Annotated in this window: 13 protein-coding genes and 1 tRNA gene; 10 read left to right on the forward strand and 4 right to left on the reverse strand. The window is 32.4% G+C overall.

Annotated elements, in window-relative coordinates; genetic code table 11:
- Positions 1–273: 273 nt before the first annotated feature.
- The 7 genes from GQR98_RS02435 (at position 274) to GQR98_RS02465 (ending at position 4692) form a co-directional block, all read left to right on the forward strand.
- Positions 274–1008, forward strand: a complete 735-nt coding sequence (locus GQR98_RS02435; protein WP_159018126.1) for a DUF4386 domain-containing protein — start codon at positions 274–276, stop codon at positions 1006–1008.
- Between the two features lie 36 nt (positions 1009–1044).
- A complete protein-coding gene (locus GQR98_RS02440; RefSeq protein ID WP_159018127.1) occupies positions 1045–1692 on the forward strand; it encodes a class I SAM-dependent methyltransferase in 648 nt (215 codons plus the stop codon).
- Between the two features lie 87 nt (positions 1693–1779).
- A complete protein-coding gene (locus GQR98_RS02445; protein ID WP_159018128.1) occupies positions 1780–2037 on the forward strand; it encodes an Imm17 family immunity protein in 258 nt (85 codons plus the stop codon).
- 30 nt (positions 2038–2067) lie between these two features.
- The gene (locus tag GQR98_RS02450) at positions 2068–2727 is read left to right on the forward strand and encodes a hypothetical protein (RefSeq protein ID WP_159018129.1); all 660 of its coding nucleotides are present in this window, start codon (positions 2068–2070) and stop codon (positions 2725–2727) included.
- Positions 2728–2932: 205 nt separating this feature from the next.
- Complete coding sequence (locus GQR98_RS02455) at positions 2933–3190, forward strand: hypothetical protein (RefSeq protein WP_159018130.1); 258 nt, start codon at positions 2933–2935, stop codon at positions 3188–3190.
- A gap of 105 nt (positions 3191–3295) precedes the next feature.
- Positions 3296–3808, forward strand: a complete 513-nt coding sequence (locus tag GQR98_RS02460; RefSeq protein WP_159018131.1) for a hypothetical protein — start codon at positions 3296–3298, stop codon at positions 3806–3808.
- A 377-nt stretch (positions 3809–4185) separates the two neighbouring features.
- Positions 4186–4692, forward strand: a complete 507-nt coding sequence (locus tag GQR98_RS02465; RefSeq protein WP_159018132.1) for a hypothetical protein — start codon at positions 4186–4188, stop codon at positions 4690–4692.
- A 112-nt stretch (positions 4693–4804) separates the two neighbouring features.
- On the opposite strand, the gene GQR98_RS02470 is transcribed toward GQR98_RS02465, so the two are convergent.
- Together GQR98_RS02470 and bshB1 are read right to left on the reverse strand one after the other, a co-directional pair.
- Positions 4805–4880 (reverse strand) — tRNA-His (locus GQR98_RS02470).
- 115 nt (positions 4881–4995) lie between these two features.
- On the reverse strand, positions 4996–5715 hold the full coding sequence (gene bshB1 / locus GQR98_RS02475) for a bacillithiol biosynthesis deacetylase BshB1 (protein WP_159018133.1): 720 nt from the start codon (positions 5713–5715) through the stop codon (positions 4996–4998).
- A 286-nt stretch (positions 5716–6001) separates the two neighbouring features.
- Here bshB1 and GQR98_RS02480 point away from each other — a divergent pair, with 286 nt between their 5' ends.
- The 3 genes from GQR98_RS02480 to GQR98_RS02490 all read left to right on the forward strand — a co-directional run bounded on the left by GQR98_RS02480 (position 6002) and on the right by GQR98_RS02490 (position 10323).
- The gene (locus GQR98_RS02480) at positions 6002–7834 is read left to right on the forward strand and encodes an SLC13 family permease (protein ID WP_159018134.1); all 1833 of its coding nucleotides are present in this window, start codon (positions 6002–6004) and stop codon (positions 7832–7834) included.
- A 36-nt stretch (positions 7835–7870) separates the two neighbouring features.
- On the forward strand, positions 7871–9502 hold the full coding sequence (gene pckA / locus GQR98_RS02485) for a phosphoenolpyruvate carboxykinase (ATP) (protein WP_159018135.1): 1632 nt from the start codon (positions 7871–7873) through the stop codon (positions 9500–9502).
- Positions 9503–9648: 146 nt separating this feature from the next.
- Positions 9649–10323, forward strand: a complete 675-nt coding sequence (locus GQR98_RS02490; protein ID WP_159018136.1) for a DUF2490 domain-containing protein — start codon at positions 9649–9651, stop codon at positions 10321–10323.
- Between the two features lie 2 nt (positions 10324–10325).
- Here the strand turns inward: GQR98_RS02490 and GQR98_RS02495 are convergent, their stop codons facing one another.
- Both GQR98_RS02495 and GQR98_RS02500 read right to left on the reverse strand, forming a co-directional pair.
- On the reverse strand, positions 10326–10613 hold the full coding sequence (locus GQR98_RS02495; protein ID WP_042497928.1) for a twin-arginine translocase TatA/TatE family subunit: 288 nt from the start codon (positions 10611–10613) through the stop codon (positions 10326–10328).
- Positions 10614–10742: 129 nt separating this feature from the next.
- Positions 10743–12998: a M1 family metallopeptidase gene (locus GQR98_RS02500; RefSeq protein WP_159018137.1), complete on the reverse strand. Its 2256-nt coding sequence runs from the start codon at positions 12996–12998 to the stop codon at positions 10743–10745.

A 12998-nucleotide genomic window follows, 5' to 3' on the forward strand; every position in this document is an offset into this window, starting at 1 on the left:
AATTTGGATTTTCAGTCACGGCAAAAATGTGGACAAAGTTAAACCTATTAATCGTTATAATTTTTGTGCAGATTATCTTGGAAAAAAAGATTGGGAAAAAGGAGATTATTACGACGACTGAAATAAAAAAACTAATGGCAACAATGTATAGAATTAATTGCTAGATTAGTGCTTAACCAAAGGTCGTTGTGCGCCATTTGAAAAAAACAGAAATTCCTTGTCAATTGTAACAAATTATAGTCATTTCAGTCTTAATTGAAAGACTAAATTAATATGAACTCAATTAAATCTACTACTCAAATCAAGGAAAAAAACATAACCATAGCTAATGCTGCTTTAATATCTGGAATAGGAGTATTAATTATGGCGTTAACAGTACCATTTGCTGAATTCTATATTTTTCCAAAACTAATAGCTGAAAATCCAGCCTTGACTGCTAAAAATATTATGGATAATAGATTATTATTCACAACTGGTATTTTTTTACATTTCATCACACTTATCTGTGACATAGTAGTTGCTTGGTCTCTATATGTTTTTCTTAAACCTGTTTTTAAGCACCTTTCATTATTAACAGCTTGGTTTAGATTAATTTATACTGCTATATATTTAGTAGCATTGGTTAATTTAATTAAGGTTATAAATCTTTTAAATATTAATAAAAAATCAAATATATTAGACCAAACTCAATTATATGATTCCATCACATTTTATATTAATTCATTCCATATCGAATGGTCTTTCGGACTAATCATTTTTGGAATTTATTTAAGTCTTCTTGGATATTTAGTGTTTATTGCAGAATATGTTCCTAAAATATTTGGAATATTATTGATGATTGCTGGTTTTGGCTATTTAATAAATACTTTAGGATTGTTTCTATTCCCAAACATTAATACAGAATTCCTTTTGATTACATTCTTTGGAGAATTGATATTTATGATATGGCTTTTAATAAAAGGCTCTAAAATTAAGAACATAAAAAAAACGGCGCACAACAAAGTATAAAAAACATAAACGTTGTACCCAATTTAAGACAACACCATGAAACTTAATGACAAAAATATATTAAGTGTGGAAACTTATAATAATTCAGCAGAAAGCTATCAAGATAAATTCATGGAAATGGATTTATACCATGATACTTTTAATAAGTTTTGCGAACTAATAAAAGTTGATAATGCAAAAATATTTGAAATAGCTTGTGGGCCAGGAAACGTTACTAAATATCTAAAGTCAATTAATCCTAAATTTCAAATTAAAGGAATTGATTTAGCCTCTAAGATGATTGAATTGGCTAAAATCAATAATCCTGATGTTGATTTTGAAATAATGGATTGCAGAAAAATAGATGAGGTAAAAGAAATGTTCGATGCAATTATGTGTGGATTTTGCATGCCCTATCTTTCTAAAGAAGAATGTTCAAAACTAATTCAAGATTCTGCAAACTTACTATACGCCGATGGATTATTTTATTTGAGTACCATGGAAGATGATTATAAAAAGTCGGGTTACGAAACAACAAGTTTTAGTGGTAAAAATGAGGTTTACATTCATTATCACCAAGCCGCTTTTTTAGAAGAACAATTAAATAATTCAGGGTTCGAGATTGTAAACTTAGTTCGGAAAGATTACCCAGAACCAGATGGAACTTTTCTAACTGATATGATATTTATTGCCAGAAAAAAATAAAAAAATTTCGCTAAGTGCTTATTCGGAAATTAATTACTTTTAATCCCCTACTAACCATAGCCGAGACCGTCGTGCTTCATACTGAAAATGGAAGAAATATTTAATCAAATAAAAGTCTTTTTTGAACAAAATCCGAGATACACTTATTTAATGTTGAGTGCCGTTTTTCTAATATTTGGAATTGGAAATTTCATAAACAAAGATTGGGCTATTGACCCAGCTAACAGTACTCAAAAGTCTAACTATGACTTTTTTGGACATAATGCATTTAGGCTAGGAAAAGGAATCATTTATATAATTGGTTTCGCTGTTGGCATAATCGGATTCTTAACAACTTTAGAGTAATGCTATAAAAATGACTTATAATTTAACCCAATGAAAATTAAATTTATAATTATTTCACTTTTATACTTAATCGTAATTTCTTGCAAAACGATTGAAAAGGAAACTGATTCTACTCATAAAATAAAGATTGAGTGGACTAAAAACTTAAAAGAAGACTTTTCTTTTAAGGAAAAATGGAATTATCCTGAATTTGTATATAAAAACAAATTTGGACAATTAAGCTGTGACGGAGATTGTCCAATTGAAATTGACAGAATGAAAGATGAATTTGGAAAGATATATCAAGATTCTCTACAAGCATTTTATAAAATTATTGACACAACACATATATTTCACTCTTTAAAATCAGAAAACAGAATGTATGAATATTCAGGAACAGATTTTATTGAATTTAAAAAACAAAAAAATGGAATCATAAAAGGAGAATCAATAAATAATGTTTCGACTCATAGTAGGCTCATTTTAGAACTACAAAATGGTACGTGTACTTCTTATGTAACATTCAACAGCATAAGAGATTTAGGAATAAACCATTTCCCTTTAAAAAGTGGAACCATTAAAATAGATAAAACATTATTTGAAAACGGAATTATAAAAGCCATATTTGATTTTAAGTTTGAAAACACTTTGGAATCTGATAAAGAGCTTTTCTGGAAAGGAAAAATGTACAACAAAATAAATACTGAATAAAAAGCACGAACACACAAATGGCTATAATTAATAAGGGTTTTGGTGCTTAACCGAAAGCTTAGAGCTTTAAAATAAGTCCGCCAAATCTTTTGATTTGGCTTTAAAATGAAAAGATAAAACAAAATAAAAAGTTTTGGCTAAGTGCTTAATCAGAAATTAATTATTTTTAATTCCGTACTAACCATAGCAGAAACATTTTTAAATAATGCAAGAAAAACTGAACTACATATTAATTGCAACCCTATTTTTAATGAGTATTTCGTGTAAAAACGAAAATAAAAAGGACACTCTAAATTTAGAAGCTGAAACTGAATTGATAATAGATTCTATGGAAGCTAATCTCAACAACAAAAAACCCCTCACAAACTCTGAATATAATACTGACTATTCGGGAGTTAAAAATATTGAGCGACCAGAAAAAACAATTATTCGAAATTTAGCAATTGACACAACTAAAGCATAACACCAAAAGATCTAGTTTATAAAAGCAGGAAGTCGTTTTGCGTATAAAAAAAGGAATCGCAAGGTTAAAAAAATTCACTAATTTATTTTTTTTATATATTTGAATATGAAAAATTTAAAAAAGCTATTAATTGTACCCCTGTTTTTTATTTTAAATGCTTGCTTTAATCAAGTAGATGATATTACCATTTATAGATCTGGTAAAATCGAATTAATAACCACTATAGAAATTACAGATAAAGAGGCCGATAAAGACCAAGTAAACGAAGAAATCGAAAAAAAAGTAGCTCAGTTAAAAAAAGAAGGATGGTATGTTTCCTATAAATGGAAAAAGAAATCGAAACCCTATAAAATCATCTTTACTGCTTCTAATAACATAGATAAAATTCACGAATATCAAGTAGAAACCGAAGGCGATACTCCTTCTGGAATCTATATATCTAAAAAATTTACCGATAAACAATACGTTGTAACTTTCGATCTATTGCCAGATGCAAACAATAGATCCCTTAATCTAACCGGAAATAGTTTACCGCTATATCGCGTCAATGACGATGGTAAACTAGAAGCCACTAGAAATATAAAAAGCGAAAAGAAATACTACGTAGTTTTAGACTAATGCATTTAAGTAAGTTAGAAATCTAACTGCTTCAAAATATTTGGTATAATTAATCCAACGAATTGGACCATTTTAGACGTTTATGGTTTGAGAATTTCAATAAGAAACCTGCTTTTAAACCAAACTACATTTTACCAAACATTATTTCTATTATAAGGTGTTTAAACAATGGAAACGGACTTGCATTACTTCCAGGTTTTTTTATGCCAAGAACAAATTTTAAGAAATGAGATAAATCTAGTTTAGGAAGGAAACGTAAAAACGGAAAACACTTTATATTTTGCATCAAGAACAGATTTGAAATACAAAAAAGAATTAGATACAATTAAGACTATATTTACATCAAAAATGAAATAAAGGCATTACAACACCCAAAAATGAAAGAATACTTTAAACTTAAGTCGTATGTGTTTTATTGCCTAATTTTAATAAGTATTTCGTGTGAAAACGAAAACAAAAAGGACTCTCTAAATTTAGAAGCTGAAACTGAATTGAAAATAGATTCTACGGAAGCTAATCTCAACAACAAAAAATCGCTCACAAGCTCTGAATATAATACTAACCATTCAGAAATTGAAAATATTGAGCGACCAGAAAAAACAATCATTCGAAATTTAGCAATTGACACAACTAAAGCATTCGGGATTTGGACTCAAGATCCAAGTGGACCTCATGCCGATTTTTGGCTAACTAAAAAATCATTTTATGTTGTAGACTATGACGGAGATGCGGAAATGCCATATATTTTAGACAAAAACGAAATCACTATATTTTACAAGGACTTTGTTCAAAAAGGAATAATTACTTCGACAGAAAACGATACTTTGAAAATAAAGTGGTCTGATAATGAGCACGTAACTGAATATGTAAAATTCGAAAATTAATAAAGCACTAGATACTAAATCGCATAAAAAAATAACACTTAGTTTTTTTGCAAACATCAAAGTTACATCCACAAAAAAAGCCTTTCAATTTCTTGAAAGGCTTTTACTTTTTGGGTGGAAGACCGGATTCGAACCGGCGACCCTTGGTACCACAAACCAATGCTCTAACCAACTGAGCTACAACCACCATGTAACTTGCATTTTGTAATGCGTGTGCAAATGTAAACGATTTAAACGTTATCTACAAAGACTTTTTAAAAATTTTTACATAATTTTTTCAAAAAAACATCAGCAACATTCTAACTACTTTAAATCGAACAAACTACCAACTGCAGGCAAACGTTCTACATTAAAACCTTCGGCGTAAGCCACACCAACCAATCGTCCTAAATCCTGCGCACGATAAGTTATGCTATCTGTAAAGTTCTTACTAGATATTGGTGTTACAGGTGCTTTACTATCTGGATCGTAAAATTGAGTTTTGTATGCCAGCACCGATTCCATTTTTATATCAATAACGCTAGAGATATCAACAACAAAGTCTGGCTCTAAGTTTTTCCATTGTATATAATGGTATACTTGCTTTGGTCTCCAAGGTGCTTGAAGTGTACCTTGATCATCTTTTGTCTCTATTTTTATCAGTCCGCTTAAAAAACAAGCATCACTAACTAACTTACTTCCTTTTCCATGATCGATGTGGCGATCATCAAAAGCATTACAAAGTATTATTTCTGGTTGGTATTTACGTATCATTTTAATAACCTCTAATTGATGCGTTTTATCATTTACAAAAAAACCGTCGGCAAAGCCTAAATTCTCACGCACAGCAACACCTAATATCTTTGCAGCGTTACTAGCTTCTGTAAATCTAGTTTCTGCTGTACCACGCGTTCCCAACTCCCCTTGGGTTAAATCTATAATCCCCACTTTTTTGCCATTAGCAATTTCTTTAGCAATGGTACCACCACAACCTAACTCAACATCATCCGGATGTGCTCCAAGGGCTAGAATATCTAATTTCATTTTTACCTTCTTTTAAATTTTTATTTCGTTTTTCAACCTACAAAATCAGAATACACTATCAAAAATCTTAATTATCGCAAAACTAGTGACTTCGCAAACGTATTCGTAAGTATTTTTTGCATTTAATGAGGCTCAAATATAACAATAATGGAAAAATAGACCCCGAAATCAAAGTATGACTTTCGTCATAATTACTCTTCTGTATCTACAGTAATTTTACAGTATAATTATAGAACGACACTTATAGCGCTAAGCTAATAAACAATTATAAATTATGATCTACTTAATGCTTCTCATTTTAATTATAACTATTGGTCTCTTTGTTTGGGGAAAGTTTACACCAGATATTGTTGCATTAATATCTATGTTGAGTTTATACTTAACAGGCATTTTAACTCCAACAGAAACCTTAAGTGGTTTTAGTAACCCAACAGTAATTATGATTGCCGCACTCTTTATAATAGGAGAAGGTATTGCTCAAACCGGATGGACAGCCTTAGCAGGTAAAAAGTTTGTAGAATGGGCCGGAAAAAGTGTTCCGAAGCTATTAGTAATTATTACACTTGGTGCAGGTGTACTTTCTGGTTTTGTAAGTAACACGGGTACCGTTGCAACCTTAATGCCACTTACTATATCATCAGCTTGGAGCATTGGTACATTACCATCAAAAATGCTTATGCCTGTTGCTTTTGGATCTAACACAGGTGGTTTATTAACTTTAACAGGTACACCGCCAAACATTATTGCCAGTAACGCTTTAGTTGAAGCAGGCTTCGAAGGGTTTTCATTTTTCGAATTCGCCTTAATAGGTATACCATTACTACTTGTTGCCTTAATTTACTTTAGATATGTAGGCTACAAATTATTACCAAGTAACAAAACAAATAACAAACCTGTAAACATTGAATCTACCCTATATAATTGGATTGAAGCTTACAAAGTACACGATGGATATTATAGACTACGCGTACGTTCAATATCACCTTTAATTAATACAAAATGTGAAGATTGGCATTTTGAAAAAGACTTTAATGTATCTATTATAAGAATTAAAAGAAGACACCCAAATGTTTTAAAAGGTATCGCACAGTTTGAAGAATTCCCGGTACCATCAACAGATTTACTGTACCACGATATTATTACAGTAAAAGGTGATGCTAAAGACATTAACAAATTAATGATCACGTTTAGACTGGGGCTTTTACCTCTAGAACCTATTACAACCGACGAATTAAAACACAACTTAATTAACCAAGAGGTTGGAATGGCAGAAGTAATTGTGAATCCAAATTCTATTTTAGTAGGAAGAAAATATAAAGTAGGCGATTATTTTAAAAGATACGGTATTCAACTTTTAGGAGCTTCTAGAAACAATAAGCCTTTACTAGAAAAAGAAATAACTGTAAAAGTTGGTGATGCCTTTTTAATTAGAGGAACCTGGGCACACATTGAAGATTTAAAAGAACAAAACGAAAACCTTGTTATTATTGGTAGCCCAGAAGGTATGGCTAAAAACGTGGAGAGCTTAAGTCCAAAATCATACATTGCTTTAGGCGCTTTAATCCTCATGATTATATTTATGGTCTTTAAAATTGTACCAGGCTCTATTGCAGCGTTAATATCTGCAGGTGTAGTTTTATTAACAGGTTGTGTACCAATATCGAAAGCTTACAAAGGCATTAGTTGGACTAGTGTTGTTATGATTGCCGCTATGATACCAATGGGTATTGCATTACAAAAAACAGGAACAGCGCAACTTATAGCAAGTGCTTTAGTAGACTATTTAGGAGCCATTCACCCTATTCTATTACTTGGTGGTGTGTTTTTACTAACAACAACCTTTAGCCAGGTCATTAACAACTCGGCCACAGCGGTTTTAATGGCACCGATAGCCATTTTAGCAGCAACATCATTAAACCTTTCTCCAGAACCGTTTATGATTATTGTAGCCATAAGTGCATCAACAGCCTTTTTAACACCCATAGGCACAACAACAAACGCAATGGTTATGACGGCCGGTGGTTACAAGTTCATGAACTACCTAAAAGTTGGAGCACCATTACTACTATTATTTTTCATTATATCATTAATACTTGTGCCAATTATTTGGCCATTTTAAACCATAAAATTATTAGGAACTTTAAAATCAATAATTATGAAAACGACAGAAACCATGACAAAACAAGCCGACTTAAAACAATACGGAATTGACGCTGCGAAAGTGAATTGGAATTTATCTCCAGAAGAACTTCAAAAAATTGCAGTAGCTGAAGGTTCTGGTGAAGAAACAGCTAACGGAACTCTAGTAATTAAAACAGGTAAGTTTACTGGTCGTTCTCCTCAAGATAGATTTATAGTAAAAGATGATTATACTACTGAAAGAGTTTGGTGGGGAAAAACAAACAAAGCGGTTTCTCCAGAAAACTTTGATAAACTTGAAGCTGAAATTAAAAAATATCTTTCTGGAAAAGAAATATATGCAAGAGATGGGTATGTGTGTGCAGAGCCTGAATACAGAACAAATATTAGAACAGTAACCGAGTATTCTTGGTCTAGCATGTTTGTTTTTAATATGTTTTTACGCCCAAGCCCAAGTGAGTTAGAAAACTTTAGTGAAGATTGGTTAGTACTTTGTGCTCCAGGATACGAATGTCCAGATCCTAAAGCATACGGTATCCGTCAAGGGAACTTCTCTATTATAAACTTTACTAAAAAAATAGCTTTAGTTGGTGGATCTGCTTACACAGGAGAAATTAAAAAAGGTATCTTCTCTGCCATGAACATGGTTTTACCTGTAGAAAGAAATGTATTACCAATGCACTGCTCTGCTAACGTAGGTAAAAAAGGTGATACTGCCATTTTCTTCGGATTATCAGGAACAGGAAAAACAACACTTTCTGCAGATCCAGAAAGAAAATTAATTGGAGATGATGAGCATGGTTGGACAGCAGACAACACTATTTTCAACTTTGAAGGTGGATGTTATGCAAAAGTGATCGATTTATCTGAAGAAAAAGAACCAGACATCTTTAGAGCTGTTAAACCAGGGGCTTTACTTGAAAACATTTTAATTAAAGAAGATGGAGAACCAGATTATTTAGATAGCAGCATTACGCAAAATACACGTGTAAGTTACCCTATTTATCATATCGATAACATACAAGAAACACTTTACGCAAACAACCCAAAAAACATCTTCTTTTTAACCTGTGATGCTTTTGGTGTGTTACCTCCAGTATCTAAGTTAACACCAGGCCAAGCGGCTTACCACTTTATCTCTGGTTATACTGCTAAAGTTGCTGGAACAGAAGCTGGAATTACAGAACCAGTACCATCATTCTCTGCTTGTTTCGGAGAACCATTTATGCCATTACACCCAACAGTTTACGGTGAAATGCTAAGTAAAAAAATGACTGAAGCTGGTGTAAATGTATGGCTAATAAACACAGGATGGAGTGCAGGACCTTACGGTGTAGGATCTCGTATAAAATTAAAATATACAAGAGCGATGATTACTGCAATTCTAAACGGTGAATTAGAAGGCGTAGATTATGATCAAAACTTTATTTTCGGTTTACACATGCCAAAATACTGCCCAGGTGTACCAACTGAAATTTTAGACCCAATGAATACTTGGTTGAAAAAAGGAGAATATGTAGGGAAAGCAATTCAATTAGCACACTCTTTCCACTTAAACTTCGAGAAATTTGCAGCTCAAGCTTCAGAACAAATTATTGAAGGTGGGCCACTAATTGACGAACACCACCACTTAAACGAGAGTTTTTAATTAAGTGGATATTAATAGCAAAAAAAGGAGCTCGAAAAGAGCTCCTTTTATATTATAACTCTTTTTTTTTGAAACAGTTTTCGGTTTTAAATCACTGTAATTTATACTAAACTCAAAACCTTATTACTAACTTAAATCACAACATCATGAAGTACTTATTAACTACAATAGTGCTTATTATCTCTATTCCCAACAGCTATAGTCAATCTCCAGAAGATAAATTAGGATCTTGGTATATGCTCGATGGCACACATAAAGTGGCCGACAAATGGAGTGTTAAAACAGGGCTTCAATTACGTTCTTTTGAAGTATTAGATAACTTAAACTTATTATTTTATTATGCTGGTGCAAACTATCATTTAAATAAAAAAACAACATTAACCTTAGTGTATTGCTATTTAGATATCGATAGAAGCTATTTATTGGCCGGAGAAAGCCATTTATATGAAAATAGACCTTACGAGCAAATAAGTTACACACAATCTACCAGAAGCCTTCCTATTTACCATAGAGTAAGGTTAGAGCATCGTTTTTTAAACTATCAGCATACGCAAACTACTTTACATAGATTTCGTTACAGATTAGGCACAAAAGTGAAATTGAGCGATAAAATGTTCTTCAATATTAATAATGAAATTTTTATGAACCTGCAGGATCAGGTTTTTACCGAAAATAGATTTTATGCGGCTATAGGCTTCAATGTTTCAAAAACTAGCAATTTTCAGCTAGGCTATTTAAATCATGAAATAAATAAATCGAATTTAAACCGACTACAAGTAGGTTACTTTTTTAAAACAGATTTAAGAAAAAAAGTGAAGTAATTTTATAATTTTCTTTTAACCGAACCAGCAAAGTCTTCAATATCGTCTTTTACTTTATCGAGTTCTTTTTTAATGTCTCCGGTTACACTAGTATCAATTCCGCTTTTCTCAGCAGTTTTGGTAATTTCGTGTTTAATATCGTTGGTAGCATCTTTTAGAGTACGCATACCTTTACCCAAACCACGTGCGATTTCAGGTATTTTATCGGCTCCAAAAACCATCACCACTATAAATAGTATGAAGGCGATTTCTGCTCCGCTAATAAATAAAAATGTTGCTAGTTGTATCACGTGGCAAATATAGTAACTTGTTTTATTAGTTTAAACATTTTTTAATTTGTTTAACTCAATTTTCAATTTAAAACAAAAAAAAGCCGACTTTTTCAAGTCGGCTATAGTAAAGAATTCAATTGCTATCAATCAGCCCTTTACTTTTTCTTTAAATTTACTAAATGCAGTAGCATCATCTTTTGGCCACGCATTGTTTGTAGTATCCACATCGGCAGTTTCTAAATCTGGATCAATAACAAAACTCGTTATTGCTTTATTAGTTTTAAATACCTTTTTAACTTCAAACTCATTATACCTCCATATTTCAGCAGGATATTTTTTTCTTTCTACAGTGCCATCTTCATAAGTAATTTCTAAAATAATAGGCATTACTAATCCGCCTGGCTTTTCAAAAGTCACTTGGTAAAAATGCTTTGGAGCTTCTTTTAATTTTGCTTTTTCTTCTGGAGATAAAGACTCTAAATATGTATTAAGCTCAGCAAAATCGCTTGCACTTTTAGCATCTTGAGGAATCACACCATCTACAGCTTCAGCATAGTAAATAAAACGTCCTGGGTAATCTGCTAAGTCCATTTTAAAACGTTTAGCTCTTTCTTTAGCATTTTCAGTAGGCTGATCTGTTAAATAGTATTGCTTAACATCTTTAACACCTATATCTGTGTAATCGGTAGTATAAAACCAACCTCTCCAGAACCAATCTAAATCCATTGCAGAAGCATCTTCCATAGATCTAAAAAAATCTGCTGGAGTTGGGTGTTTAAACATCCAACGTTGCGAGTATGTTCTAAATGCGTAATCGAACAATTCTGGTCCCATTATAGTTTGTCTAAGCATATATAAACCTGCAGCAGGCTTTGTATATGCGTTTGGACCAAATTGGTGCACATAATCACCTTGAGACATAATTGGCGAAATATTACTTTGATCGCCACCCATGTAAGGCACAATATCTTTTGGTAAGTTTCCGGTAATATAGTTTGGATCGTAATCTAACTCAGCTAATGTTTCAACAAAAGAATTTAAACCTTCATCCATCCAAGTCCATTGGCGCTCATCACTATTTACAATCATTGGGAAAAAGTTATGCCCAACTTCATGAGTAATTACACCAATCATTCCGCGTTTTAATCTTTCAGAATAAGTTCCATCTTCATTTGGACGTCCGTAGTTAAAACAAATCATTGGGTATTCCATTCCCATTTCTGCATGTACAGAAACCGCTTTACTGTAAGGGTAATCAAAAGTTAACTTAGAGTATTCTTCTAAAGTATTTGCAACTACACGTGTAGAGTGTTCTTCCCATAACGGGTTACCTTCTTTAGAATACAAAGAAATAGCCATTACCGAACGACCATTAATATCTACAGCCATAGCATCCCAAAGGAATTTTCTAGACGTTGCAAAAGCAAAATCTCTAACCTTATCGGCCTTAAAGTGCCATGTTTTTAATTTTGTGCTACGTTGCTTTTCAGCAGCTTCAGCTTCTTCTTGTGTTACAATAAACACAGGATCTTTAAAAGATTTTTTAGCTAACTCAAAACGTTTTATTTGTTCTTTAGTTAAAACATCTTTTGGGTTTTGTAACTCACCTGTCGCTTCCATTTTATGGTCTGCAGGTACGGTTAACTTAACATCGTAATTTCCAAATTCTAAAGCAAATTCACTTCTGCCCCAGAATTGCATATTTTGCCAACCTTCTACATTATTATAAACACATAATCTTGGAAAAAATTGAGCAATAACATAGGTGTTATTTCCATCAGGAAAAGCCTCGTAACCAGAACGTCCGCCTTGAGTAACGTGGTTATTTACATTATACCACCATTTAATTTCAAATTTAAAAGTATCGCCTGGTGCTAATGGTTTTGCCAAGTTAATACGCATCATGGTTTGATTGATAGTATATGATAAATCCGATCCGTTATCGTTTTTTACATGTTCTATATTAAATCCACCATCAAACGTTTCTTGTAGATTACTTTTTGTAAAAGCTTGCGCACTATTAAAAGGTGTTCTAAAACTCTCCTCTTTCACATCTGGAGTTTTTGAATCTTTAGCTCGCATGTTTTGGTCGAGCTGAATCCATAAATATTGTAAGTGATCTTTTGAGTTGTTGTGGTACGTTATTTTTTCGTCACCAAAAATCTGACTCGTATTTTCGTCTAAACGAATATCCATTACATAGTCAACTTGTTGTTGGGTGTACTTGTAGCCCGGCGCACCAGAGGCTGTTCTAGTTTCGTTGGGCGTTGCCAACAAATCTTTCATTTGCCTAAACTTGTTTTGATCGGTATGACCTTGCGGTTTAGCGCTTGTGGGTTCTTGAGCGAAAAGGCTCGTGGAAATAAAAATTACAGATAGGAAACAATACTTCAGGATTCTCAT

The sequence above is a fragment of the Algibacter sp. L3A6 genome (assembly GCF_009796825.1).
Taxonomy (GTDB): domain Bacteria; phylum Bacteroidota; class Bacteroidia; order Flavobacteriales; family Flavobacteriaceae; genus Algibacter.

Coding starts and splice junctions, on each gene's coding strand:
- GQR98_RS02435 (WP_159018126.1), top strand. CDS start 274: ATGAACTCAATTAAATCTACTACTCAAATCAAGGAAAAAAACATAACC.
- GQR98_RS02440 (WP_159018127.1), top strand. CDS start 1,045: ATGAAACTTAATGACAAAAATATATTAAGTGTGGAAACTTATAATAAT.
- GQR98_RS02445 (WP_159018128.1), top strand. CDS start 1,780: ATGGAAGAAATATTTAATCAAATAAAAGTCTTTTTTGAACAAAATCCG.
- GQR98_RS02450 (WP_159018129.1), top strand. CDS start 2,068: ATGAAAATTAAATTTATAATTATTTCACTTTTATACTTAATCGTAATT.
- GQR98_RS02455 (WP_159018130.1), top strand. CDS start 2,933: ATGCAAGAAAAACTGAACTACATATTAATTGCAACCCTATTTTTAATG.
- GQR98_RS02460 (WP_159018131.1), top strand. CDS start 3,296: ATGAAAAATTTAAAAAAGCTATTAATTGTACCCCTGTTTTTTATTTTA.
- GQR98_RS02465 (WP_159018132.1), top strand. CDS start 4,186: ATGAAAGAATACTTTAAACTTAAGTCGTATGTGTTTTATTGCCTAATT.
- bshB1 (WP_159018133.1), bottom strand. CDS start 5,715: ATGAAATTAGATATTCTAGCCCTTGGAGCACATCCGGATGATGTTGAG.
- GQR98_RS02480 (WP_159018134.1), top strand. CDS start 6,002: ATGCTTCTCATTTTAATTATAACTATTGGTCTCTTTGTTTGGGGAAAG.
- pckA (WP_159018135.1), top strand. CDS start 7,871: ATGAAAACGACAGAAACCATGACAAAACAAGCCGACTTAAAACAATAC.
- GQR98_RS02490 (WP_159018136.1), top strand. CDS start 9,649: ATGAAGTACTTATTAACTACAATAGTGCTTATTATCTCTATTCCCAAC.
- GQR98_RS02500 (WP_159018137.1), bottom strand. CDS start 12,998: ATGAGAATCCTGAAGTATTGTTTCCTATCTGTAATTTTTATTTCCACG.